Below are 23,857 nucleotides of genomic sequence, written 5' to 3'. Positions count from 1 at the left end.
TTACTGTTACTCGGAGGCGACAGTGATCAGCAGGGTATCGGTATAGGTGGTGCCATTTAGCACAGTTGCAGTTTCCCAATCGCTGTTGGCCACAGTGATTTGGAAGCGCGCGTTATCGCTGGAGCCACAGGAAGCAATATTCCGGGTTTTGCCTGTCAGTGCATCGCCTATTGTAACCGTCTCGAAGCTACCGGAGATGCTGTTATCAAAACCAACACTGTAGGGCACATTGTTGGTGCCGTCGGTCAGGGTAAATTCCGTATCATTCTCACCGTCATTACTGTCGAAAGTGATGCTGTAGGTGGAGAACCCGAGGCCGCCCACACAGAAATCTTCGGTGCCTACGGCATCGGTACCCAAAGTGGGGTCGGTAATCGTGAGGTTGTCTACACGAGTGATCTCAATTGTGGGTGTGAAAGAGAGAGTGATATCACTACTTGCACTATCAGTAGCGGCCATTGAAGCGGCAGAAATGCTGAAAAGGGTACCTGCTGCAATAGCAGAAAACAGTGTGCGAACTACATTTTTTTGCATGGTATGCCATCCTGAGCGATTAATTTATCGTTCTTAGGGAGAAGCTGCTCGCGGAAACCCCTGCAAAATTTGGGGTAATACGTTAGTCAAGCCATTCCTTCTTTATGGCCGCAATAATACTTTTTTCGTGATGTATGTCACGTCATTAGCTCACAATAATGAAGTTATGGCGCGTAAATATTCTTATTGAGGAGAAAACCCCGCCTGTGCCAAGAGGCTGGCCAGCGCTATAATCCTGCGGTTTAACGAGTCCTCCATTTATCAATCAGGTTTATCATGACCGTAAGAACCCGAATCGCACCGTCTCCAACCGGTGATCCCCACGTTGGTACAGCCTATATTGCCCTCTTCAACCAGTGCTTTGCCCGCGCTCAAGGCGGCCAGTTTGTATTGCGTATTGAAGACACCGACCAGCAGCGCAGTACCCCGGAATCGGAGAAAGCCATTCTCGACAGCCTGCGTTGGCTCGGGCTGGATTGGCAGGAAGGACCGGATGTCGGCGGACCTCACGGCCCCTATCGCCAGAGTGAGCGCGGCGATATCTACAAAACTTACTGCGATGAGCTGGTACAAAAAGGGCACGCCTTCCACTGCTACCGTACGGCGGAAGAACTGGAGCAACTCCGTGAAGGATTGCGCGAAGCGGGCCGTACTTCACTGAAGCCCAGTGACCTGGCTCTGCCGGAAGAGGAAGTTGAAAAGCGTCGCGCTGCCGGAGCACCTTATGTAGTGCGTATGAATGTGCCTGAGAGCGGTACTTGTGTGGTGGAAGATCTGCTGCGCGGTACTATTGAAATTGATTGGGCCCAGGTAGACGCACAAATTCTGCTCAAGTCCGATGGTATGCCCACTTACCACTTGGCGAACGTGGTGGATGATCACCTGATGGAGATCACCCATGTTCTTCGCGGTGAGGAGTGGATCAACTCCGCACCTAAGCACAAACTGTTGTACGAATACTTCGGTTGGGAAATGCCGGTGCTCTGCCACCTGCCGCTGTTACGCAACCCGGACAAGACCAAGCTTTCCAAGCGTAAGAACCCCACCTCTATTCTGTATTACCAGCGTGCCGGCTTTATGCCCGAAGCACTGCTTAACTACCTGGGCCGTATGGGTTGGTCCATGCCGGATGAGCGCGAGAAGTTCTCCCTTGAAGAGATGCTGGAGCTCTTCGACATCCAGCGTGTCTCCCTGGGCGGTCCGGTATTCGATGTAGAGAAACTGTCCTGGTTGAACGGCCTATGGATTCGCGAACTGGAAAACGAGCAACTCGCCGATCGCCTGACCGAGTGGATGTTTAACCGCGACAACCTGCTTAAGGTTCTGCCCCAGGCGAAAGAGCGCATGGAAACCTTCGGTGACTTTGCCCCGCTGGTTAGCTTCCTCGCTTCTGGCAAATTGCCCCTGACCGAAGACAGCTTCAGCGGTAACAAGCTGCCCCTGGATGACCAGAAGAAGCTGCTTCAATTTGCCCTGTGGCGTTTGGAAGCCCTGCGCGCCTGGGACAAGGACAGTATCTTCCAGGCAGTGAAGGCCCTGTCCACAGCCATGGAAATCAAGCTGAAAGACTTTAACGCCCCACTGTTTGTCGCCATCAGCGGCACCACTGCGTCCTTCTCCGTGATGGAAGCCATGGTGCTCCTGGGCCCCGACCTCAGCCGCGCCCGCCTGCGCCAGGCGATCGACGTATTGGGCGGTGCCGGGAAGAAGGTGCTGAAGCGCTGGGAAAAAGAGTACGCTGGACTCAAGTAAGGCTGATTCGCGTTGGTGAGCCCCTGGAGGCGGCAGCCTCCGGGGGCCTGTGGTGTCAGCAGCTAACTAATTGATTAAAAAGTTATTTTTTCTGTTGACAGGCGCCTAAACCTTGCTAAAATGCGCCCCGCTTTCGACGGAAACGTCAAGCAACAAAATTTGGGGCTATAGCTCAGCTGGGAGAGCGCAACACTGGCAGTGTTGAGGTCAGCGGTTCGATCCCGCTTAGCTCCACCAAATACGGGGCCTTCAGCGATGAAGGGTCCATGTGCACAAAAACTGCACAAAAACCCGCACAAAAACTTGCGGGGATGAAAAAAGGGCCTTCAGGCCCTTTTTTTTCGTCTGTCATTTATCTGTTCTAATTCCCCATTCGATTGCATATTTGCCTTACTTCAGTATTGAATTGGCTGTACTGATGGTCTGAAGGTGAGCCCTCTTTCTATAAACTGCATAGTGCTTGATTTATTTGCGTTGTACGGGCGTTAAAGTGATATATATAGGAGCTTGCCAAAAGTAATTCTTATTAGGAAAGGGAAGTTCGATGTCACCTATAGATAGAATTTTTCAGGAAATTTTTGGTTATTCACCTTCGAAGCGGGGAACGGCCTATGAAATGTTGTCTTGTGTTGCCGAGCACTTAATGAATGAAGGCGAGATTACCCATGATAAAAGGTTGCGAGGGAATTTCTCTCAGACTTTATATCAAATTGACGTTTTGAGCGAATGTGAATCTGGGAAATCGATGGGAGAAGCAAAAGATTACACAACCAAGGATGAACCTGTAGGTAGGGGGGATCTCCAAAAATTAGGTGGAGCACTTCCAGATTTATCTGAGGTCGTTGATGGAAAATTTTTTTCTGCAACGGGTTATACCGCACCTGCAAAGCAATATGCTAAAGCTGCCCAAAATTTCCCTAATGGAAAGCCTATCCACTTATATGAATTTAGACCTAGTACAGAATTAGATGAAGAAGGAACAATAAAGACAGTTCGTATTGGTATGCATTTCATCATTCCGCGTCCAGAGCGTGGTAGCTGGCATCCTCATTTTACAGAAAAGGGGAAAGAGGAACTTCTGGAGGGTAAAAATGTGGTGAAGTATCAGTTGCTAGTTGATAGGTTCTACGATGAAAAAGGTAAAAATATCCTTTCTCTCCAAGATCTCACTAGTGGAGGATATGGTGAGATGAACCAAGAAACCAAGTGCGCACATGGTTGTTTCTTGTTACCAAATCATTTTATAGCGACATCCTCTGCATTAATAGAGCTAAGGGGGTTAGAGTATAAAATACCGTTATCTGAGTTTAGTCAGACATTGGAAATTACTGATGATAGTATGGCTAGATTTGTTATTAAAAACTCTAATGGAGATATCATTCGTTTTATTACCGATGACCAGATTAAGCAATATAAATTTTCTGATGATGGAGAGTTAATTGCTCCAGTAAATGTACCGCTAAGTGGTGCGCGAGATTTTTCTGATATTACGTGATTAATTATATAGAAAAATTATACTTGATTCTGGCGGCGTTAGTTATTTGTGGCTGTTACCTTAATGTTATAGGTGGGCTTTAGCTAAAGCCCCTTCTGAAGCCTCAGGCCTATCTCATTCTGGAATTTATATTCTCGCCCCGCAATTTATCTATAGTTGAGGGTGCGCAATTTTAAAACTCTCTCCCAATAGCCTGCTCATCCAAATAGATGCTAATCTCCTCATACTCGATGCCGTGTCCTGCTTGATAAGCCTGAGTAACTCGCTCATCAGTATGTGCCATCAATTGCTGCACTGACTTCACGTCATAACCCATACGCTTAAACCGGTCTGAGGCAAGGCTGCGCACTTCATGGAAGCTGGGTGGAGTTTGGTTTTTGGGTAGGCCGATATAGAGTCCGGTAGCATTACGGACTTCGGTAAACATATCGCTCAACCGGTCGGGGATTACCTGGCAAACATGCTCTTTAATTTTTCCCGTTCGCCGTTGCTTGGGTGTATGGCTCAGTATGTAGGGGCAGCGGTAATTTCTTAAGCTGAGTTCTCTTGCGCGGTTAATCAGTTTGCCAAGTTGTTGATGAGTTTTTAAATTAAAACTTAAATGGCTGGCGGCGAGGCTATCCCTTTGCGCTTCAGATTTATTAATCGTCTTGCGTAGCTGTTCGCCTTGTAGGTGTTTCTCAAAGTTCAGCTCACAAATATCAGTGCGGCGCATGGTGGTTAGCATACTGATACCCATAGCCACCTGTAACGCTTCATAGCCCAATTCCCCGGCCTTTTCATAGATGGTCCAGTAAGCTTCCAGGGTTAAGCGTTGGCGCTTTTTTATGGGCTTTCCCTTTTCCAGCAGGCGCGGTCGGTCGTCGGCTGTGGTGAATGGGTTGCTTTCCAGTTTGCATAAGCCTTCAGCCATGAGGTAATTAAAGAATTTATTAAATTCGGCGCGGCGTGCATGCTGCTGGTGATAAGTGAGGGATTCCCACCATTTACGCAGATCGGCTAATTTAGCTTTATGTATAGAGATAGCTTCGAAGTCTTCGCCAAATCGTTTTAGTGCATTACAGCGATTGCGCCAGCTGGCCTTGCCGGGTAATCGGGGGTCATTCTCTACACGCCACTCCATATAGCGCGTAGCATGATGTGCAAAGCTGGCCCTATCTGGCACCTTCATGGGTTTGCGTTTTACGCTATCACCCCGGTGAGCATTGGCCTGCTCGGCCATGCGCAGAGCATCTTCAAGAGATGCTTTGAATATCTTGTTGGAGCCATCCGGGCGGCGATAGCGCCAGTAGTTTTCCCTGTGGCGCGGGTCCGGGTAGAGGTTATCCGGCAATGTTGTGTCACCCACCATACGGGGCTTTCTAGGTCTGGCCATTTCCTTGCTCGCCTACTGCTTAATCTGTTCTCAGCCTGCCAACAGGTCTAGCCCGCTTCTGGGCTGGTCATCGTTGGCGGAGGTGTTTTGTGCTGGGGTTTTGCCGGTGTGGTCGCGTATGGCGAATCGGTCGGCATCCACATAGGGCTCCCCGGCGATGATCTGGCCGGGGATATGCTCGGCCTCTATCCACTCCAAGATTTTCTCTTTGCCTGGGCGGGAGCCTTTTTCGAATTGCTCTTTGGCCCAGGTGACCCCTTTAACCAGCTTACCCATTGGGCAGCCCTCCCTGACTCGCGAGGAAGTATCCCCGGCCATTTTTATTGAGTGTGCCTGCCTGTTGCAGGGCGTCGAAAACGGGTTTAACGGTTCCGTGCCTAAGGCGCATATCGTTGATGATGTTGCGCATTACGGGCTTGTGGCCGAACTCCCCGGCGCGGATTCGCTGGGCCAGTTGCTGTTGTTCTTCGCTCAAGTGGGTGGTGTGTAACAGTTGTGTTTCCACCGTTTCAGGCTGTTGCAACGGTGTAGTGGCGCGTTTCGCAACTGTTACGGCGGCGTTAAACGCGAGCAACGCAACCAATCCCACTATGTCTGTGATGATCGCCAGGGCAAGGAAGCCGATATGCTGAACCTTTGCCGGGTCTGTGTTGAGGGTGTTCGCCAAGCTGCTGAAAGCGCTGTGCGTGCCGGGTGTCTGTTCGATTGTGGATAGCTTTTCTATGAGCTGCGTGCGCTCAGCCTCCATTGTGGATAACTGTGCGGCGGTATTAATGGCGCGCTGGCGGTAGCCGTTGTTGGCGTCGGTGTTGATCAAGCCGTTTAGGGTGTTTATCTGCTGTTGCAAACTGTTTAACTGCTGTTGCAACGCTTTGTATTCCTGGCTGTTACGGGCGCTGCGCTGTTGCTGTTCGTCGCTGTGGGTGGCGAGGAATCCGACCGTTGCAACAATGCTGATCACTACCAGCAGGGGCCAGAGGCAGAGCAGGGCATAGCCACTGGCCTGGCCCTGGCTGCGCAACCAAAGGCCGAGAGGGGCGAAGCTGAACTTGCACAGCTCCAGCGCCACCGCCGTGGCCCCGGCCACCACCTGCCCGCCGAGACCTGCGGGCATAGATATCCACAGCTGCACAGTAAACGCGAGGCTGGTGCCGCAGAAGATTAGGGCGGCGATTCCGGTGAGGGATTGCCAGAGCTTCACGCGGCGGCCTCCGCCTGCTGTTCTACTCGACGAAACTCAATAACCCATACCCAGGGGTTTTGATTCCAGTTGTCTTCGCCGTAGACAGATCGCCATAACTCACGAAATCTCTTAATGGGCGTATCACATATCACGCAATCCACTTCTTCCCATCCAAAATGGATTCCCATAGCTGAATGAGCTTGATAACCCTCACACACTCTACACGGCCAAATATTTTCCTTTCCTGCTAAATCTGCATATTCTTCATTTGAGTAACACCCTTCGGCTTTCGCATCCTCTTCGCTGATGTCCTGAATACGCTCAATACGAATATCAGTAATCTCACGGACGATGCTCGGCTCCTCCTGCACCCGTAGGCGATCACCTATCTCCCCATACCTGCAAGCGACATCAACAAACCCACATTGCCAGGCATCGGTAATCATGCTGGAAAGGCTGCGACCGGGAAGTAGGCCACCTATTTGGTCGATAATTTCCCCGTTCGTGGCGCCGCTGAAAGGCTGCGGTTTTATTAGTCTGCGCGTCTGGGTTTTACGGTTATCACGTATTGCACGCACCATTTCCGCATTAAATAAGATTGGTTTCTCTTTCACTACGCAGCTCTCCCTTTTTCCTGTTTACGATTCGGTAGAATCTCTGCCTGCCAGCCGTGGTCTTTGTAGTGGTTGGGGTTGGCTTTGTTTTTGATGGTGTCGAGTTCTGGGCGTACTAATTCGGCTAGGTCATTAAGGCGGACGCCGTAGGCTTCGAACTCGGTCGAGTCTTTATAGAAATCGCCTTCAGAGGTTTTGCACTCAACAAATACCGTCACCTGCCAGTGGTGTTGCCAATTCAATATCTCATGCTGGTAATCAGCGCGGGCGATATCGCCTACGGCGCCGCGTTGGCGGCGGTGGGTGATCTTTAAAATAGGATCGCCGTCGGTATCCAGGCCGGTACTGCTGCGCGCAGTGAGGAGCAAACCGGGTAGCCAGCGGTTTACCCGACGGGCGTGCAGGGCGCGTTGGCTCATGGGCTTGCGGGGTTTACGCTTGGGCATTTTTTGGGGTCTCCACCATTTGCCGCGCATACCGCAAAATGCCGATAGTGCCTGTTATGCTTGTGCGGTAAGGGTTCTCTTCATGCTCTTCCCATGTTGCGGTTTTGTCGGCAACCTGATTACTCAATATGTACCAAGCGTCCCACCAGTCGTACTCGCCGGAATAGTCGGGGCCGGTATTAATCCCCCAGACGTATGCACACTCAAGCCGTCCCATGTGCTCATACTCTTGCGAGAAAGCATCAATAGGTTCACCAAGCGCAATTAACAGCGCACGCGCTTTCTTGCAGAGTTTTTTGTATTGCCGTGCTTTCACAATGGCTCCCTGATTCTTGTTGAGCTGATATCAACGGCTGGGCTTAATTCTTTCAATATCAACGCCGCCGGCTTTCCCTTCAATTTTTACAACTGGCGTGCCGCATACGTCCCAAGCAATTGAGCGAGTGTGCGTGCTTATTTCATTTCCAAAGTCATCAACAAAAATTACTGGGGTTCCGGGTGGGTATTGATTGTTGAATTCAGCCGTATTCATTACTCGATACTCTTACTATTGTTTTCTACCCACTTAGCCCGCACTGGGCGGGCTTAGAAAGTTATTGGCTGTGGGTCAGGCGGCGTTTGGTTCTGGGTGAGGGCAATCTGAGGATTTGTCCTCGGTGATTTTTTTATCGTCGATACGATAAATTTTTGCGGTGTCGGTTTTCTTGTCGAAGATCTGGGCCCAGTGTGTGAATGGGTCGGTTTGGGCAATGCGCTCCACCTCTTGGTAGGCTTCTTCTTCAGTGGCGTAGGAGCGTTTGAAATCTTTGATGCCACCCATCATTAAGTTGTAGGTGCCAGTGAATAGTGCGAATCTTTTCATGGAGTTCTCCAATTAATTAAAATTGGGCTCCGTACCGGCAGCCCTAACGGTTACAGCTGACTGATGCGCCTGGGGCGCGGTTAAATTTTTTGGCCGTTTAGGAATGCCACGCGATTGGCGGCAAGTTCGGGATCGCTGTGATCGGAGTCGGTATGCCAGGTGCCGCTAGGATCATAGAATCCTACTGTCCAAAGGCCGGGCTCGGTTTTCTGGTATACGTACATTTTTTCAATCCTTTGCTTTTATTTGTGGGTGATTAACTAGCTTCGGGTACGGTTTGTTTTTCGATAAGGTCGCGCATCCAAACCATGCCGTTAGATGTAACTTTGGTATTGATATACGGCACTGCCACTGGACCGCGTTTGTATTCAGCGTTTTCTGCTACGAGCAGGCCCTGCGTGGTGGCCCACTTTGTGGGGGAGTTGCGCATGGGTTCTTGGCTGTGTAATAAGCCGTTGTTCCGCATGAGTTTCATTAAATTGTTTCTGCCCATTCCCAATAGGCGGGCGGCTTGGGTGACGGTGAAGGTTTTTTCCTTTCTCACGCTGCCTCCTGATTTTCTTTTTGTGGGGCTTGGCCTTGGATGGCTTCGGAGAGTGTGGCGATTTGTTCGCGCATACTTTTCATTTCAACTTCTTGCAGCTTCGCCTTGGCCAGCAGCTCTTCGTACAGCTCTAAAATTCGGGTGAATTCACTCATGGCCGGGCCCCGTTTTTTTGAACTTCCTTTCTCTACCGATGGCGGGTTCCCAGTATCGGCAGGGTTGGCAATTCCAGCCGCGTAATTGCAATTGCCCATTAAATACAGGCCCTGCTGGCTTGCCACAGTGAGGGCAGGGCATTTGCGGTAGCGGCTGGGCTTGGTTCACGCGGCTTCCTTCCTCTGGATTTCCAAGTGGTTCCATTCTCGGTAGAGGGCATGGAATTTTTTATCGCCGTTTGGAATTACCCCTTGAGGCTCTTTGCAGTGGTAACGCAATGTCATTACGTTGATGGCGTGCTGATAGTTGGCGCTGTCGAGCAGTGCCAGATCTGCAACGGGAACTGCGAAGGCACTGCTATTCCAAGCAGAAAGCAAAACCTGTGCGGCAATTTCGCTGGCGCCGGTATGGCGATTTGCGACGGTGAGCAGGGTTTCCACACTGTGGGCTGGGTTGTTCTGGTTCATGCGGCATCACCTCCAAACGGTGGCCAGTTGTTATTTACTGGCTTTGCGGTGGTGGGTTTTGGCTGCACTAGGCGGGTGCCAATTTTGTGGACGGCGTTGGCAATATCGATGCGGCGTTTGAGGCGGTCGATATTGTTTTTACTCATCGCCGTGGGGTGTACAAACACGGTGGCGGTCATGCGATTCCCTCCCGGTTGTTTCGGATGGTTTGTGAGGTGAGGCGGCGTTGGAATCGGGTGCGTAGCTGTTCTTGCTCTGCGCCAATTCCGCTGACAATCGTGGCGATCAGGACGAACTGGATTAATCCGTGTTTTACCGCCTTGGCCACGGCGTCGGTGCTGTTGCGGGCGTGCAGTTTGTAGAAGCACTCGGCGAGCAGGTTGCTGACGTTGGTGACGGAGCACTGCATAGCCTGGGCGGTTTCCCGGTTTGAGAGCCCTCGGGCGCGATGTGCTAGCGCTTCCGCTTGGCGTGGTGCCAGGGGTATTAGGTGGCTTGTGGCGGTGTCCATGTTGGGTGCCCTATCCGTGGTGTTGATGATAAATATAGATAAACCGGTTCTCTAAAACAATAGGTATTCCTATATTTTTGTATGAGGTTGAATTCAGGTTGGCGGTTGATATGCTCGGAGTGCGTTTATCCATGGAGGAAAACAACAATGAAAACGCTAGGTTATGGAGTGGCAGCGGCTTTGGTGGTGGGTCTCGGGGGATGTGCGATGACCTATGAGGCGCCAGAGGTTAAGAATGAGCCGTTCGCTACGGAACACTTATCGAGCAAATCTGAGATTCTGAAGCAGGCTGAGCGGGCTTTGCTTTTGGAAGGGTTTCAGATCCAGTCCTCTGACCCAGAGTCTGGTTATATCTCTACTTCACTGAAGAACTGGAAGCTCACACCGGAACAGGCCAGCTGTGGTACTACTATGGGCATCGATTATCTGAAAGATAATCGGACCAAAACAGAAGTGGCCTTTAATGTTGTTGTAAATGATCGGGAAGTGATTATTCGCTCAAATATCCAGGGTGAGTACAAGCCAGGAGCGGCTACGCAGGATATTACGTTGACTTGTGTGTCCCTTGGTGTGATTGAGGCTGATATGGCGGAGAAGATACTTTTCTAGATGCTGTATCGGATAAGAAGAAGCCCGCTTTTGCGGGCTTTTTTGTGTGGCTACTCTGCGCGTGTTGGCTTACGTGGGGTGTTGAGCGCTTTTATTTGCTCTTCGAATATTTTTGATTGATCCTTACGTATCTGCTCCCTCAGTAAGTTTACTGGCTTCATTTGATTCAGGATCTCCTGAAGCTGGTTTTGCAGCGGATTCATCATTTGGTCCCTCATTTTCATCCTCATAGCCCTCGTCTTTAACCTCTTGGGCGTTCATATGTCTTAATATTTCTTCAAGCTTAAAGACCCTAACCTTTGGGTCGTAACTTTCAGGGGAGGTGCCGCTTGAAAGCATTGCTCTTCTGGCTACTTCGCCTATGAGAGCTTCTTCTTTTGATGGCTCTCTTACCCTTGAAAATAGCTCAGCGGCCTCTTTCCTGTCAATTACAAAGCCGTGCGTTGGGTAGGCGCTCAAAAGTTGGCGTATTTGTTCGTCGGTAGTATTGGAAAATTTTCTATTTAGGCGTTGCCCATATGCGTCTGCAATATTCATTGCGCGCTGATGTTCGCCTAGTCTAATGGGGTCTATTTGTGCTGCGATTGGTGCAAATAATCCAGATGTTAAGTTAGATGCCAGTTCAGCTGCTAATTTTGTACCAAGTCCTCCTTCAAGTTTTAGCTCAAAAAGAAGGTGTCTGAATGTCACCATGGAGGCGCTTTGGATGGCCGCGATAGCTTGGCTGATGTCTAATCCTGAGGCAAGCTCAAAAATCTCATCTTTCTTTGATAGTTGAATATCAAGCGGGCCAAGTTCTCCCTTATCGCAGATGACTAGCTCGTTGGCGCCAATACACATTAATGTGCCGGCGCTTTTGCATACGTCGGGTATCAGGGCTCTAACGTCATCTGGGTAGAGGTGGCCAATTGCTCTTGCTATTCGATAGCCTGCGTCAGGGTCTCCACCTACAGTGAGAGGGATAAGATAAGCTTTAGTTGCCGTTGAAGATTTATAATCTCTAAGATGGTCGCACAGCTGATCGTAGCCGCTTCGGCTTACCATCCCTGAGTAAGCAATTACATCGAACTCCTTATCTTCATGCTTGCTCGTATCTACCGTATTTGCTTCCGGCGATTCACTCATAAAGTCTTCCTTTTCTTAAATGTGCAGTTGTGTGTTTAGGTTTTTTGTTTTGACGAATGTGCTTGTTTAACCCTCCGAAAATCCTGCTCTTAGATCAGAGCTATTCGGGGCTGTAAGAGCCAATGATTACACCGCAAAAGGATACGTTCTTGCCGGTGATATCCATCGGTGCGTAGGTTGGGTTGATTGGGCGTAAATAGATATGCCCCATATCTTCGGCGTAGGTTTTAAAAGTGGCTTCACCGTTTAATTTTGCAATGACCCTGCAACCATTGATCAACGGTTTATCGGGGTCCACAAAAACAATAGTTCCCTCTGGGTAGCTCTTTTGACCTGGGTAGGGGCTGGTCATACTGTCGCCTTGAACACGTAAAGCGAAAGTGCGATCAGAGTGGTTAGAGGGACACGGTATCCAGTCTTCAGCATCGCCCGGTTCAAACAGGTCAATCGACTCGCAAAAAGCCCCGGCTTGAACCCAGCTGATCAAGGGTACGCGCCCTTGTATACGTGGGCCTGGTATTACATTGCTGCCCGTTTCTTCTGTTGTCTTGTCGTAATCCAGGACCCCAATAGGCAGCCCTAAGCCGCTCTCTATCGCTCTGGCCACCCTGCTATTGATGGCTCGGTTTTCAGTAATGGCGAAGTGAATGTGGCTCTCAACGTCAGGAAGCTTTTGCTTTAGTTCTTCCAGCCCGTGCTCTTCTACAAGTGATTCCAGATTTTTGTGCCGAACCTCATTGATGAGAGGTTTTCGCATGGGGCCTTTACCCGTAGCGAGCCACAAAGCGTTAACGCCAAGGTATTCGGCTATTTGGGTGGTATAGCGCGTACCGTAGGACTTTCCGCGCTCAAGATCGGAGTACGAAGGTTGAGAGATGCCTACGGCTTCAACAACTTGCTTTTGTGTCTTACCTGCGTGTTTGCGGGCCTCTTTGAGCCTGTCCTTTAGGTCGGTCACTGATGAGTTCCGTAAGGTTTTTTAGTTGATTTGTATGTTATAGGGCGGCCTATATCACTCAAAATCGGATTACCGGTTGACGACAGTATAGGCAGACCGATATTCTGCGGGCATGAATAGAAAAGATCCGGTTGAAGAAGCTGTCAGAAAACTGATTAAGCACTTTGGAAGCCAGAAAGCGGCAGCCAAGGCCCTGCGTATCAGTCAGCCCACCATAAGTAACCTACTAAATGGAAATCATGGTGCGTCGGCAGAATTGGCTCTGCGCGCGGAGCTGGTGGCAGGAGGGGTGGTTCGGGCTGTGGATCTTTGCCCGAAACTGGCTCGGTTGTTTGAAGCTGCTGATCAGCAAGCCATGCCAGAAGTTCGGCAGGCAAGTTGAGGCCTTGCGAATTAGTTTCTGAAACCAGAATAACAATCATTTTTCGATTCCCCATTTTATTGTCCTGCCATTTTGCGATGAATAATGGGCGGGATTAATTCACTGCGGTATATGGGAATTTGTACAGGAGAGGGAAGGATGGTGAGGAGCCAAGTTATAACCTTGCAGGTAGACCCAAGTCCTGCTCTGGATTGCCTGCAAGATATTAAGGAAGCTTTTCTAGAATTTGAAAGTTTTATTGAAACTCCGCTGAAGATCCTTCACTGCCTTATCAACTCCGGCGATCTCCTTTTTGAAGTTCGAAGCATCCACTTTGATGCTCGCCCCACAAGTACATCTAATCTTTGTCTGGTTGTTGAGCCGGGAGATACGCTGCGAGTGTTTGCGGCCGCACTCCGGGCAAGGGATTTGGATCGATTGATTACTTAGTGAAGACATAACTACTCCTTGTATGACTGTTTGTTGGCGCTTACAGCATACCGCGAGTGCCCGTCACCTGGGTAGTGGTGAGGCGGCCGGGGCTGTCCGGTGTTTTTTTCAAGGATAGGTAAAAACAATATGACCCATTCATTTGTTTATAGGGGGGCTGCTGCATGATTCGTCGAAGCGCTCGACCGTCTTCAAATTACTTGGTGGTTTCAAATTCCGTTGTATGTGATCGCCGTATTTCATTCGCTGCTGGCGGCTTGTTGCTGCATTTGTTGTCGAAGCCGGATCATTGGGAAGTCTCCCCCTCGGCACTGGCCAAAGAGGCTCAGGAGGGCAGGGATAAGATCTACAAGCTGCTGGGTGAGTTAATCGATGCTGGTTATTGCAAGAGAATTACTCGGCGTGGTGAGCGGGGAAAAATAGTCGGTACGGACTATGAAATCTCGGATATGCCGCGAAATGCTGATCCACTTCCTGAAAACCCGGATACGGATTTACCGGATACGGATTTACCGGATACGGATTTACCGGATACGGATTTACCGGATACGGATTTACCGGATACGGATTTACCAGATACGGGTTTACCGTATCCGGATTTGCCGACACAAGAAAGTAAAGATACTAAGAAAGTAACCACTCTAGAAAATAACCAGAGAGAGAGCGGTCAGGGTGGTGCCCTTGCTGTCCGTCAGGAACCCGCCCCGCCATCGAAGCGTGGTACCCGCCTTCCCGATGATTGGCGGTTAACCCAAGAATTTTACGATGAGGCGGCCAAGACGCGGCCAGAGGTGATGCACCAGATCTACGACATTGCGGCCAGCTTTGGTGATTACTGGAAATCTCAGTCGGGCAAGCAGGGGGTACGGCGTGATTGGTTGGCGGTGTGGCGCAACTGGGTGAGACGCGAAAAGTTTATTCCACCGCAGCGTGTAGCGTCCCAGCAGCGAACACGGGACCGGCCAATCGGTGAAATGCTGACAGACACTGGCTGGTAGACACGGATTTTCAAGGAGCGATGCTATGACCGTTGTGACTCTGACAGAAGCCCAAAAGCGAATTATGACTACCGTTGCGAGTAGACCCTTAGCGGTATTTCGTACGGATAACCCTCGCCAAGTGGATTTGGTGTTTGCCCATACGGTGGTGACTCAAAATAAAATTCGACAGGTGCATGAGGATTATTTGGGGACTTTTCATCGGGATAATCTGCATGTGGCGAGGAAGGTTTTTCAGGAGCATTTCGATAGTTTTCAGCAGGCTGCGTAATTGTTCCGGTTGAGGTTACCGTTTGATGTCTTGGGGGGAGTGATATGAGATTCGATACTGCGAGACAGGCTTGGCATGATGCGTTCGATGGGTCGGCAGCGGCGTTTGATTACGAGGCCATGGGCGGTAGGAGTACGGCCACCCTAAGCACGCGCCGGGGCCGGAAGGTGGTTATTCGGGGTGAGGTTGAGGGCAAAGCAGATCAAGTCATTTGCCGGATAGATGCGCCACGAGTGAGTGGTACTGAGACGGTTGTGGGGAAGGGAAGCGGTAGCCGGGTGATGGATGCCTGCGAGAGGGGAATAATTCAAAACGTTGTTGCTAGGTTGCGGGATAGTGATCCGTTGGCTTATTGCTGGGGCATGGCTGCCTACGCTCCTCCCGCAAAAAGATTTAAAGAACGGGCGGCGCTGTTGCAGTTTTTGATGTCTGAGTTCGATAAGTGGGAGGAGCCGCACCCGCGAGAGAAGGTTAGCCAGTTGGCGTTATTTTGTATTAGTGCGTGTGCGTTGCGGGATGTGAATGGGCGCAAGGTAGATGTGAAGCAGGCACGCGTTATTGTTGGTTGTCAAAAATCCACCTGGGATCAGGAGTGGAAGAATATTTGGCGGAAATTACAAAGGCGTTTAGATCCGCTCCCTGCTCGTGCTCTGGGGCCTGTGTCTGAGGTTGTCGAGGGTTACAAAGAAAAGTTGCTGAAGGTGGGTTGACAGACTTTGACCCAGGATGGTACTTTTTTTCTAGCTTGCGGTTTTTCCGCTTGCAACAGAAACCCGGCTCCCCCAGCCGGGTTTTTTCGTTTTGAATCACTCATTTTTCATCCTTGTTAATGTTCTTAATGGCGCTCTTTTGGGGCGCCTTTTTTTATTCCTCGGAGATTTATTGTGCTCTATCAACACTATTCCGAAATACCGGAAGGGGTGTGGCATTGGGACAATTTTTCCCCTGATGAGCCAAACCTGGCTTGTCCTTGCTGTGGTGAGTTTTATTTACACCGTCCGTCGATGGATGCGCTCCAGTTTACTCGTGACGAAATACGGCGTCCGTTAAAGATTAATAGCGGGCATCGGTGTGCATTACATAACGCGAGGGTGGGAGGGGCTGCGTTGTCCCGGCATAAGTTAATTGCATTTGATATTTCGTTATCTGGTCACAATCGTTTTGTTCTCCGTGAGGCTTGCCGTCGTGCTGGCTTCACTGGGTTCGGTTACTACCAAACATTTCTTCACGTCGATATGGGGCGTAGGCGCTATTGGTATGGCGCAGGAGCTAAAAAATTATGGAATGGTTAAGTGATCTTTTAGGTGTGGGCGCTTCAGCGGTATCTGGTGGTTTGTTCGGCTTCCTGGGCTCTATTGCTGGGCAGGTGTCCCGGTATTGGCAGGAAAAGCAGCGACAGGAGTGGGAGCAAAAGAAGTGGACCCACGAGACAGAGTTGCTTGAGCTTAATATGCGGGCGAAATCACAGGAGACCGAAGCGGAGCTAGCACTAGCTGCTCAGGCTGGTTCTTGGTCTGGATTGGAGGCTAGCCATCGTAATGCTGTTGATCATCCCTCTTACCCATGGGTGGCTGCGATTAAATCACTATTTAGGCCGCTGATTACTGTGGTTCTTTGGTGTTTAGCTGCCTGGATTTTTGCTGTGGTGGTTAATGATGTATCTGAATTGCTGTCAGCAGCGGAGCGGCATGAGCTGCTGATGTATATGGTTTATTCCGTGTTCTTTACAGCCTGTACTGCAACGGCTTGGTGGTTTGGTGATCGCGCGTTAACTCCATCTAATTTCAAGAATAAGTAACCGGCAGTGAGTGAGGCTAAGCGGTGAACACTGTAGCTCAAGAGGCAGCGAGGGAAGCCATGGTTCAAAAGGTCGCCAGTGCAACCACGACGGTTGCTGCGGGTACAGCGGTAGTCGGTGGATATGCAGCGCAAGAGCTGCTTGCTATGGGTGGTTTCCTGATTGCTTTGAGTGGGTTCATTGTGAATTGGTATTACAACCATAAGCGTTTGAAGCTGCAAGAGCAGCAGGGTGGGGACGATGGACGTTAGTGTAAAGCTGGATACTTCAAAGTTTGATAAGGCAGCTGCTGAATTAAAAAAGCAGCTGCCTTATGCCAGTTCGGTTGCTCTGAATAATGTGGCGTTTCGTATTCGGGGTGAGGAGCGGGCAGAAATTGGGCGCGTATTTGTAAATCCGGCGAAGCTGACACTGAACTCTGTACTGGTAAAGAAAGCTACTAAGCGTTCGGGCGTTGCGAAAGTCTTTATTCGCGACCAGGCCCCGAACGGCACTGCACCTAGTGAGTATCTGGCACCGTCGGTAATGGGTGAGAACCGAATTGATAAACGCTTTGAGCGAGCGCTTCGACACGCTGGCTTCTTACCGAGTGGCATGTATGTGGTGCACGGGAAACAAGCCAAGTTAAATAAGCATGGCAACATTTCGGTTGGTATCTATAAAAGGATCTTGTCAGAGCTGCGCGCTAACTCGGGTGCTAGAAAGAGTAAGGCTGATAGTTCTCAAGGCCCTAAGTCTAAATATTTTGTTGGGAAAATTAATGGTGTCCTGGGTATATGGAAAAGGGCGGGCGGCAAGCGTAATCCAACTGCTAAACCCATTCTTATTTTCCTTAAAGGCAGGCCGAACTACCGCCAGCGCTTCCCTTTTGTCCGAATTGCCGAGGGCATAGCGCGGCGACACTTCCCGATAGAGCTTGATAAGGCAATGGATCGTGCTATTGCGACCGCAAAGAGACGTTGAGCGGGTCCTCCTGAGCGACCCAAAATACGGGCAATTCGGGCGCGTGTTTTTAACAGCTATCTGAAATTTCCTAGGGGGTTATACCTTGGCTGACAACCTATCACTTGATGATCAGGCTACTCAGTCTGGTTTTGCTCGCTTGGTTGGTGCTACTCAACCTGCTATTGCCAAACATTTCAAAGCTGAGGTTTTTACCGTAGGCGCCAGTTACAAAGTTTGGCTTCATGAATATTGCGAGCGACTGCGAACTGAGGCCGCAGGCCGCCAAGCGAATGAGGCCCGCAATCGTCGCGATATGGCACAGGCGATTGAGTCTGAAGTTAATGCAAAACTAAAAATGCGCGAGCTGTATCGAGAGGATCAATTAATCCTTGATGTCGAGTCAACGCGCAAGGCGATGGTGGAATGGTCCACCGTTGGAAAGAATGAATTTATAGGAGCGGTAGAGAGCATCATTATTGCTATCGAAAGTCAGTATGCCATTACCGTCGACAGAGAACCCCTACAGCCAAACATTGAAGCTGCCCTCAGAACTATTGGCGGTTACGAGATTGAATTTACAGAGGCTGGTGAAGGAGGTACGCCAGACCTGGATACCGCAGCCTAAAATTCCGCTGATTGAGTGGTTGCCAGAAAATATCAAACTGCCCTCTGAAGATAGTGATAACGCAGGATATTACAGAGTAGATTTTGTGCCCTATTTCTGGGGCGTAATGTACGCGCTCGATAGCCAAGTCTCCTGGATGGTGGTAATGCAAAAAGCGGCGCAGATTGGCTGGACGGTACTGCTAGCGGCAGATATCTGTAAGGTGGCGGTGACTGATCCCGCGCGGGTTTTGATGCTCTTTCCTAAGGATTCAAAAGGCCAGAACTTCATGGACGAAAAGTTTGTGAAGATTGTTGAGGGCTCGCCGAATGTAGCGCGTGTGATCGATGTCTCCACCAGTCGCAAGCTAGGCAACAGATCTACCAGAAAAGTATTCCCGGGCGGGGAAGTGCGTACAGTCGGTTCTAACTCCGTCTCCAATGTTAAATCCACCACTGCCAAGCGCGGTTATGTGGAGGAGCCGGACGATACTAATAAAGACGTCGGCGATCAGGGCGACTCCATTCGCCACCTGCGCGAACGCCTCAAGCGGATGCGCAATAAGAAATTAATTATCGGCGGCACCCCTGCAGTTGCCGATCTTTCCCAGGTGGAGCACTACACCAAACTCGGCACCATGCGTGTATTGCCGGTTACTTGCCATGACTGCGGTGATTCTCATGTACTGGATTGGGAAAACGTCAGTTGGTTGGAAAAAGAGGGAGGCACACCGCACCCGGTATTCGGCTTGAATCAGCCAGAAACCGCAATTTACGGTTGCCCCAAGTGCGGCAGTGAATGGGATGACTACCGCCGCCAAGCCAACATATTGCAGACCTGTAAAACAGCGCGTGAAAACGGTGATGAATTTGCCGGCTGGGTTAAAACTCAATGCGGCGAAGACTATGAGCAGGATGAGATAGAACCGATAGAGACGTTTATGGAGCTATCGGAGCTTTATGTGTGTATCCCTGGCACAGGATTGGCGGAGGTCGTTAGGGATTTCTTAGAGGCTGAGCACGAAGCCAAAAGCGGCGATGAATCTGCACGCATCGTATTCCAAAACAACAAGTTAGGCAGACCTTATAAATATGCTGCCAATCGGTTACTGGACCACGAGAAACTTGAAGAAGCTGCTGAAGACTACCCAGAACTGTTTTGTCCTGCTGGTGGTTTGCTGGTGACTGCCGGTGTCGATGTCCAGCACGATCGACTCGCAATCACCATCCGCGCATTTGGTCGCAATGAAGAAAGTTGGCAAATGTACTGGGGCGAAATTGATGGCGACACGGTAGATAAGCGTGATAGCTGCTGGGATGCCCTGGATAAGTTAGTTTTTCAAAGCTTTAAGCACGAGCGCTTTGGTGAGATTTACGCATCTGCGGTGAGCATCGATTCCTCTGATGGAACTACCAGCGGCGCAGTGTATGAGTGGGTAAGAACCAGAAAAAGAAAATATCGACGCGTTCTTGTGATGGCGATTAAAGGCGATAGCAGAGACTTTGGTAGTAAAGAAATATTTTCGCACCCAAGGAAAGCAGAAGTTAGCAACCCTACGCGCACTACTAAAGCCGATCGCCACGAAGTGAAGGTGTATATGGTAGGCACCCACAAGGCTAAGGATCTAATTGCCCGGCGACTACTAGGCACCAGTGCCTATATGCACAGCTGTAAGCATGTGCGACAGGATTACTGGGAGCAGGTGACTGCTGAAGTAAAAGCACCGAGTAAAAAACACAAAGGTAGAGAGACCTGGCAGCAGCGACCCGGGAGACCGAATGAGGGCACAGATACCGAGGTCTACGCCCTGCACGCAGCCTATGCCATGGAACTACACAAGAAGACCGAGAAAAAATGGTCCACTATAGAATCGCGCCTGGGCCAGCGCACGCTATTTAGCGAACCTCAACAAACACCCGAACAACCCAAACCCGCCGTTAAAAAACCAAGGCAGCCCGCGCAGCCAGCCGGCTCTCTACTGGATAGTTAAATGTCGAAAACTGCACAAGAGATGGTCGACCTCTATATCGAGGCCGAGATAGACGTGCTCGCCGGAAAAACCACGGTGATTAATGGCCGCCAATTTACCGCCGAGAACCTGCAGGAAATCCGCGCGGGCCGCCAGGAGTGGGAGCGCCGCGCAACTGCTGAAACCTTAAAGGCCGCCGGCAAACGCCCTGGGCCCGCCTACGCGAATTTTAATTAATGAATAAATTAGATTCTGTCATCGGTTTTTTTGCACCCGAGGCTGCCTTGCGCCGTGTACAAGCTCGGCGTGCCCTGGAGATCGCCGCCGCCTATGAAGCCGCGCGCCCCAGTCGCCTGCGTAAAAACCCCGGTGATAACCGCAGCGGCGACCTGGTGCTGGAAGGCAGTGTGGAAACCCTGCGCGGCCAAGCCCGGCACCTGGAGCAAAACCACGATTTTGCCTTTGGCATTCTTACCACCCTGGTAAATAACATTGTCGGCCCGCGCGGTATCGATGTGGAATTCCAGCCCAAAACCTGGGATGGCGATATCCATGACGATCTTGCCAGCCAAATGAATGATGCCCACAAGGAATGGGCAAGGCGCCCGGAATGCACCCGGCAATTCAGCTGGGGCAAAGCGCAGCGGCTTTTGTGCAATACCTGGCTGCGCGATGGTGAAACTTTATTGCGGCACTTGCAGGGCACAGTGCCTGGATTAAAGCACCGCACTTCCGTGCCTTACACCATTGAATGCCTGGAGCCAGATTTCCTACCGGTGGATTACAACGACCCCAGTAAGCGCATTGTGCAAGGTATTCAAAAATCCGCCTGGGGTGAGCCGTCAGGGTTTTGGTTGTACGACGAACATCCCGGAGCCTCATTTAACTGGCGAATGAAGCGCAGGTTTCACAGTGCGGAAAATATCGAGCACCTGAAATTTGTGCGCCGGCTGCATCAAACCCGTGGGGCTTCCATCTTTGCAGCGGTGATGAATCGCCTTACGGATATTAAAGACTATGAAGAAAACGAGCGTGTCGCTGCCAAAATTGCCTCGGCCATGGTGGGCTTTATCCAAAAGGGCAGTCCAGATGATTACTCGCAGAACGACGTTGATGATGAAGGAAATCGCACCTTGGATATTCGCGCTGGTGCTATCTACGACGATTTACGCCCTGGGGAATCAGTCGGCACCATTCAAAGCAATCGCCCCAGCGGTTTACTAACGCCATTTTTAGAAACCATGCAGCGCATGACTGCCGCCGGCACCATGGCCAGCTTTAGCAGCATCAGCAAAAACTACAACGGGACTTATAGTTCGCAGCGCCAGGAGCTGGTGGAGCAGTGGGGAAACTACGAAACCCTCAGTCTGGAATTCTGCGAGGAAATTGTAGAGCCGGCCACCCGCCGCTGGGTGCAGATGGGTTTACTAGCGGATGCCTTCAAAGTGCCGAGTGATGTCGATCCATCCACGCTGATGCACGTCGATTTTATTACCCCGGTGATGCCCTGGATTAACCCGGTCCATGAAGCCAGCGCGGATGAAACCCTGCTGGAAAATGTACTGGCCAGCCCACAGCAGACCATCCGCCGCCGAGGCAAAAAGCCGGACGATGTGATAAAGCAAACCGCTGCCTGGCAGCGGAAGCTCAAACAAAACGACATTACCACCCCAACCAAACGCGAAGCCGTACCCGCGCAAGAAACTGAATCTGAATAGGAGGCAGCTATGCCGAATAAATCCTGGTACAGCATGACCGCTGCCGCCAATACCAGTGAAGCTGATATCTATCTGTATGACTCTATCGGCGGCTGGGGCATGACCGCAAAAGATTTTGCCCGAGACCTGAAAGCGCTCGGCGATGTCAGCAAGATCAATCTACACATCAACTGCCCCGGCGGGGATGTGTTCGACGGCACGGCTATTTATAACCTGCTCAAAGACCATAAAGCCGAAGTGGAAACCTGGATTGAAGGCATCGCCGCCAGTATGGGCAGTGTGATCGCCCTCGCCGGGGATACGGTCCATATTGCCGAGAACGCCTATTACATGGTGCACAACCCCAGTGCCGGTGTTCGCGGTGACGAGCGCGCTCTGGAAAAAACCAAGAGCCTGCTGGCCAAAGTTAAAGCCACCATGAAAAGCCTGTATTCCTCCCGCACCGGAATGTCGGATGAGGACATCAGCCAAGTGATGGATGACGAGACTTGGTATACCGGCACCGAAGCGGTAGAGGCCGGTTTTGCCACCGACACCACCGCAGCCATCGAGATGGCTGCCAGCTTCAGTGCCGATCACTTAAATCAATTTAAAAACACCCCTCAAGCCATTAACGCATTGGTCATGCAGGGGCCCGCTGAATTTAGATTCCCGTCTGCGGTTGCAGGCAATCCAACCCAAACCCAAACCAAGGAAGCGCAAGCTATGACCACAACTACCTCCACCACGCCAGCTGCAACCGCTGCGCCCGAGGTTACCCCAGAAATGAAAGCGCAGATTGCCGCCGATGCCAAAGCGCAATTTGCCGCCGATGAGAAAAAGCGCAAAGACGATATCACGGCCGTATTTAAAGGCTTCGAAGCGCACAGTGTTGTGATGCAGGAATGTCTCAATGATATGGACTGCACCGCTGAAAAAGCCAAAGACAAACTGCTCACAGCCCTCGGCAATCAAACCCCAACCCCAGTGCAAAGCTACAGCGTAGTGGTGCAGGAAGGTGAGGGGATGAAACGCCTCAAGGCTGATGCCGAAAATGCCATTGCCGTGCGTGCCCTCGGTGAAAAACGCACAGAGGGCAATGAACTCAGTGGCTACACCATGATGGAGATTGCCCGCATCCTGATGCAGGCCCATGGGCAGAGCTTGTCTGGCCTGGATCGGATGGGCGTGGTCGCCGCAGCGTTTACCCATAGCTCTGGTGACTTCGCGACTGTCCTTGGCAATATTGCCAATAAATCCATGCTGAAAGGCTATGAAGAAGCACAAGAGATCTTCCCGCGCTTTACCAGCGTCGGCAACCTCAGTGACTTTAAACTGACAACCCGCACAGACCTGGGTAGCTTCCCCTCACTTCGTAAAGTAGCAGCGGGGGCAGAATTTAAATATGTGACTATCGGCGAGCGCGCCGAGGCAGCCGCTCTGGCCACTTACGGTGAACTCTTTTCTATAAACCGCCAAGCCATCATCAACGATGACCTGGGCGCATTTACTCGTATCCCACAGAAGATGGGCCTGGCTGCTGTGCGCACTGTAGGTGACCTGGTATTTAGCATCCTGCTCAATAATCCCAATATGGCAGACGAAAAGCCCCTGTTCGACGCTAGTCACGGCAACCTCGCCAGCGCAGCGGGAATCAATACAAGCAGTATTGATGCCGCACGGGTATTGATGGGCAAGCAAAAGGATGGCGATGCGGTACTCAATATCCGGCCCAAGTTCCTGCTCTGTGATATTGCTGATGAAGGCAGTGCAAAGGTTGCACTTGAGTCTGAGTACGAAGTAGGCGCATCCACGAAAAACAACACCACGCCGAACAGCGTTCGCAATATTGCCGAAGTGCTCTCTGATGCGCGCCTCAGTGGCCACAACGGCTGGTACCTCAATGCCGACCCGGCAGTGCACGACACTATCGAAGTGCTCTATCTGGACGGCCAGCAAGCCCCAGTCCTAGAAGAGCAAAATGGCTGGAGCGTGGACGGCGTGGAATTCAAAGTCCGCCTGGATGCCGCAGCCAAAGCGTGGGATGCGAAAGGCATGGTGAAAACACCCAAAACCTAATTCCAATCCCAACTGAAACTAAACCGGAAAGGGCCGCAATACGCGGCCTTTTTT

The 23,857-nt window shown here is 50.9% G+C and carries 34 protein-coding genes and 1 tRNA gene; 18 read left to right on the top strand and 17 right to left on the bottom strand.

Annotated features, from left to right (window positions below; genetic code table 11):
* Positions 1-6: 6 nt before the first annotated feature.
* Positions 7-534 (bottom strand): hypothetical protein, encoded by a 528-nt coding sequence (locus ACJJIZ_RS20430; RefSeq protein ID WP_444914677.1) that lies wholly within the window; start codon positions 532-534, stop codon positions 7-9.
* A gap of 276 nt (positions 535-810) precedes the next feature.
* Between ACJJIZ_RS20430 and gltX the strand changes: the two genes are divergently transcribed.
* The 3 genes from gltX to ACJJIZ_RS20415 all read left to right on the top strand — a co-directional run bounded on the left by gltX (position 811) and on the right by ACJJIZ_RS20415 (position 3,781).
* On the top strand, positions 811-2,286 hold the full coding sequence (gene gltX / locus ACJJIZ_RS20425) for a glutamate--tRNA ligase (RefSeq protein WP_444914676.1): 1,476 nt from the start codon (positions 811-813) through the stop codon (positions 2,284-2,286).
* Positions 2,287-2,447: 161 nt separating this feature from the next.
* Positions 2,448-2,523: transfer RNA gene (locus ACJJIZ_RS20420), tRNA-Ala, on the top strand.
* Positions 2,524-2,830: 307 nt separating this feature from the next.
* Positions 2,831-3,781 (top strand): hypothetical protein, encoded by a 951-nt coding sequence (locus ACJJIZ_RS20415; protein ID WP_444914675.1) that lies wholly within the window; start codon positions 2,831-2,833, stop codon positions 3,779-3,781.
* Between the two features lie 172 nt (positions 3,782-3,953).
* Here the strand turns inward: ACJJIZ_RS20415 and ACJJIZ_RS20410 are convergent, their stop codons facing one another.
* The 14 genes from ACJJIZ_RS20410 to ACJJIZ_RS20345 form a co-directional block, all read right to left on the bottom strand.
* On the bottom strand, positions 3,954-5,156 hold the full coding sequence (locus ACJJIZ_RS20410; RefSeq protein WP_444914674.1) for a tyrosine-type recombinase/integrase: 1,203 nt from the start codon (positions 5,154-5,156) through the stop codon (positions 3,954-3,956).
* Positions 5,157-5,186: 30 nt separating this feature from the next.
* The gene (locus ACJJIZ_RS20405; RefSeq protein WP_444914673.1) at positions 5,187-5,432 is read right to left on the bottom strand and encodes a hypothetical protein; all 246 of its coding nucleotides are present in this window, start codon (positions 5,430-5,432) and stop codon (positions 5,187-5,189) included.
* Positions 5,425-6,357 (bottom strand): hypothetical protein, encoded by a 933-nt coding sequence (locus ACJJIZ_RS20400; protein ID WP_444914672.1) that lies wholly within the window; start codon positions 6,355-6,357, stop codon positions 5,425-5,427. Before ACJJIZ_RS20400 ends, ACJJIZ_RS20405 begins: the two co-directional genes overlap by 8 nt.
* Positions 6,354-6,953 carry an ASCH domain-containing protein gene (locus tag ACJJIZ_RS20395; RefSeq protein WP_444914671.1) on the bottom strand — a complete coding sequence of 200 codons (600 nt, stop codon included), beginning with the start codon at positions 6,951-6,953 and terminating at the stop codon, positions 6,354-6,356. Before ACJJIZ_RS20395 ends, ACJJIZ_RS20400 begins: the two co-directional genes overlap by 4 nt.
* Positions 6,953-7,399 carry a hypothetical protein gene (locus tag ACJJIZ_RS20390; protein ID WP_444914670.1) on the bottom strand — a complete coding sequence of 149 codons (447 nt, stop codon included), beginning with the start codon at positions 7,397-7,399 and terminating at the stop codon, positions 6,953-6,955. The genes ACJJIZ_RS20395 and ACJJIZ_RS20390 overlap by 1 nt, the downstream gene beginning before the upstream one ends.
* Positions 7,386-7,715, bottom strand: coding sequence for a hypothetical protein (locus ACJJIZ_RS20385; protein ID WP_444914669.1), 330 nt, complete (start codon positions 7,713-7,715; stop codon positions 7,386-7,388). The genes ACJJIZ_RS20390 and ACJJIZ_RS20385 overlap by 14 nt, the downstream gene beginning before the upstream one ends.
* Positions 7,716-7,745: 30 nt before the next feature.
* The gene (locus tag ACJJIZ_RS20380; RefSeq protein WP_444914668.1) at positions 7,746-7,931 is read right to left on the bottom strand and encodes a hypothetical protein; all 186 of its coding nucleotides are present in this window, start codon (positions 7,929-7,931) and stop codon (positions 7,746-7,748) included.
* Positions 7,932-8,006: 75 nt separating this feature from the next.
* Complete coding sequence (locus tag ACJJIZ_RS20375; RefSeq protein ID WP_444914667.1) at positions 8,007-8,261, bottom strand: hypothetical protein; 255 nt, start codon at positions 8,259-8,261, stop codon at positions 8,007-8,009.
* A gap of 80 nt (positions 8,262-8,341) precedes the next feature.
* Complete coding sequence (locus ACJJIZ_RS20370; RefSeq protein ID WP_444914666.1) at positions 8,342-8,485, bottom strand: hypothetical protein; 144 nt, start codon at positions 8,483-8,485, stop codon at positions 8,342-8,344.
* Between the two features lie 32 nt (positions 8,486-8,517).
* Positions 8,518-8,805, bottom strand: a complete 288-nt coding sequence (locus ACJJIZ_RS20365) for a phage antirepressor KilAC domain-containing protein (protein WP_444914665.1) — start codon at positions 8,803-8,805, stop codon at positions 8,518-8,520.
* The gene (locus ACJJIZ_RS20360; RefSeq protein ID WP_444914664.1) at positions 8,802-8,960 is read right to left on the bottom strand and encodes a hypothetical protein; all 159 of its coding nucleotides are present in this window, start codon (positions 8,958-8,960) and stop codon (positions 8,802-8,804) included. Before ACJJIZ_RS20360 ends, ACJJIZ_RS20365 begins: the two co-directional genes overlap by 4 nt.
* A gap of 165 nt (positions 8,961-9,125) precedes the next feature.
* Entirely contained in the window at positions 9,126-9,428 is a 303-nt protein-coding gene (locus ACJJIZ_RS20355; RefSeq protein WP_444914663.1) for a DUF7673 family protein, read from the bottom strand.
* The gene (locus tag ACJJIZ_RS20350) at positions 9,425-9,607 is read right to left on the bottom strand and encodes a hypothetical protein (RefSeq protein ID WP_444914662.1); all 183 of its coding nucleotides are present in this window, start codon (positions 9,605-9,607) and stop codon (positions 9,425-9,427) included. The genes ACJJIZ_RS20355 and ACJJIZ_RS20350 overlap by 4 nt, the downstream gene beginning before the upstream one ends.
* On the bottom strand, positions 9,604-9,939 hold the full coding sequence (locus tag ACJJIZ_RS20345; RefSeq protein ID WP_444914661.1) for a response regulator transcription factor: 336 nt from the start codon (positions 9,937-9,939) through the stop codon (positions 9,604-9,606). Before ACJJIZ_RS20345 ends, ACJJIZ_RS20350 begins: the two co-directional genes overlap by 4 nt.
* Before the next feature lie 147 nt (positions 9,940-10,086).
* On the opposite strand from ACJJIZ_RS20345, the gene ACJJIZ_RS20340 reads away from it, so the two are divergent.
* On the top strand, positions 10,087-10,548 hold the full coding sequence (locus tag ACJJIZ_RS20340; protein WP_444914660.1) for a hypothetical protein: 462 nt from the start codon (positions 10,087-10,089) through the stop codon (positions 10,546-10,548).
* Between the two features lie 123 nt (positions 10,549-10,671).
* On the opposite strand, the gene ACJJIZ_RS20335 is transcribed toward ACJJIZ_RS20340, so the two are convergent.
* Positions 10,672-11,673, bottom strand: coding sequence for a hypothetical protein (locus tag ACJJIZ_RS20335; RefSeq protein ID WP_444914659.1), 1,002 nt, complete (start codon positions 11,671-11,673; stop codon positions 10,672-10,674).
* A gap of 100 nt (positions 11,674-11,773) precedes the next feature.
* A complete protein-coding gene (locus ACJJIZ_RS20330) occupies positions 11,774-12,631 on the bottom strand; it encodes a type II toxin-antitoxin system RelB family anti-toxin (RefSeq protein WP_444914658.1) in 858 nt (285 codons plus the stop codon).
* Between the two features lie 112 nt (positions 12,632-12,743).
* Between ACJJIZ_RS20330 and ACJJIZ_RS20325 the strand changes: the two genes are divergently transcribed.
* The 14 genes from ACJJIZ_RS20325 to ACJJIZ_RS20260 all read left to right on the top strand — a co-directional run bounded on the left by ACJJIZ_RS20325 (position 12,744) and on the right by ACJJIZ_RS20260 (position 23,803).
* Positions 12,744-13,013 carry a helix-turn-helix transcriptional regulator gene (locus ACJJIZ_RS20325; RefSeq protein ID WP_444914657.1) on the top strand — a complete coding sequence of 90 codons (270 nt, stop codon included), beginning with the start codon at positions 12,744-12,746 and terminating at the stop codon, positions 13,011-13,013.
* 138 nt (positions 13,014-13,151) lie between these two features.
* Positions 13,152-13,442, top strand: coding sequence for a hypothetical protein (locus ACJJIZ_RS20320; RefSeq protein WP_444914656.1), 291 nt, complete (start codon positions 13,152-13,154; stop codon positions 13,440-13,442).
* A 164-nt stretch (positions 13,443-13,606) separates the two neighbouring features.
* Entirely contained in the window at positions 13,607-14,440 is an 834-nt protein-coding gene (locus ACJJIZ_RS20315) for a hypothetical protein (protein ID WP_444914655.1), read from the top strand.
* A gap of 25 nt (positions 14,441-14,465) precedes the next feature.
* A complete protein-coding gene (locus ACJJIZ_RS20310; protein ID WP_444914654.1) occupies positions 14,466-14,711 on the top strand; it encodes a hypothetical protein in 246 nt (81 codons plus the stop codon).
* 44 nt (positions 14,712-14,755) lie between these two features.
* The gene (locus tag ACJJIZ_RS20305) at positions 14,756-15,421 is read left to right on the top strand and encodes a hypothetical protein (RefSeq protein WP_444914653.1); all 666 of its coding nucleotides are present in this window, start codon (positions 14,756-14,758) and stop codon (positions 15,419-15,421) included.
* A 174-nt stretch (positions 15,422-15,595) separates the two neighbouring features.
* The gene (locus ACJJIZ_RS20300; protein ID WP_444914652.1) at positions 15,596-16,003 is read left to right on the top strand and encodes a D-Ala-D-Ala carboxypeptidase family metallohydrolase; all 408 of its coding nucleotides are present in this window, start codon (positions 15,596-15,598) and stop codon (positions 16,001-16,003) included.
* Entirely contained in the window at positions 15,991-16,509 is a 519-nt protein-coding gene (locus ACJJIZ_RS20295; protein WP_444914651.1) for a hypothetical protein, read from the top strand. The genes ACJJIZ_RS20300 and ACJJIZ_RS20295 overlap by 13 nt, the downstream gene beginning before the upstream one ends.
* Positions 16,510-16,532: 23 nt before the next feature.
* Positions 16,533-16,760, top strand: coding sequence for a holin (locus ACJJIZ_RS20290; protein WP_444914650.1), 228 nt, complete (start codon positions 16,533-16,535; stop codon positions 16,758-16,760).
* Positions 16,750-17,472 (top strand): hypothetical protein, encoded by a 723-nt coding sequence (locus ACJJIZ_RS20285; protein WP_444914649.1) that lies wholly within the window; start codon positions 16,750-16,752, stop codon positions 17,470-17,472. Before ACJJIZ_RS20290 ends, ACJJIZ_RS20285 begins: the two co-directional genes overlap by 11 nt.
* Before the next feature lie 85 nt (positions 17,473-17,557).
* Positions 17,558-18,079 carry a hypothetical protein gene (locus ACJJIZ_RS20280; protein WP_444914648.1) on the top strand — a complete coding sequence of 174 codons (522 nt, stop codon included), beginning with the start codon at positions 17,558-17,560 and terminating at the stop codon, positions 18,077-18,079.
* Positions 18,042-20,048, top strand: a complete 2,007-nt coding sequence (locus ACJJIZ_RS20275) for a terminase gpA endonuclease subunit (protein ID WP_444914647.1) — start codon at positions 18,042-18,044, stop codon at positions 20,046-20,048. The genes ACJJIZ_RS20280 and ACJJIZ_RS20275 overlap by 38 nt, the downstream gene beginning before the upstream one ends.
* Positions 20,049-20,264: a DUF6148 family protein gene (locus tag ACJJIZ_RS20270; RefSeq protein WP_252472065.1), complete on the top strand. Its 216-nt coding sequence runs from the start codon at positions 20,049-20,051 to the stop codon at positions 20,262-20,264.
* Positions 20,264-21,745, top strand: a complete 1,482-nt coding sequence (locus tag ACJJIZ_RS20265; RefSeq protein ID WP_444914646.1) for a phage portal protein — start codon at positions 20,264-20,266, stop codon at positions 21,743-21,745. Before ACJJIZ_RS20270 ends, ACJJIZ_RS20265 begins: the two co-directional genes overlap by 1 nt.
* 9 nt (positions 21,746-21,754) lie before the next feature.
* Positions 21,755-23,803, top strand: coding sequence for a ClpP-like prohead protease/major capsid protein fusion protein (locus ACJJIZ_RS20260; protein ID WP_444914645.1), 2,049 nt, complete (start codon positions 21,755-21,757; stop codon positions 23,801-23,803).
* Positions 23,804-23,857 lie beyond the last annotated feature (54 nt).

The sequence above is a fragment of the Microbulbifer maximicatervae (SeqCode) genome (genome assembly GCF_052467225.1).
This window is presented reverse-complemented; position numbering and strand designations above follow the sequence as displayed.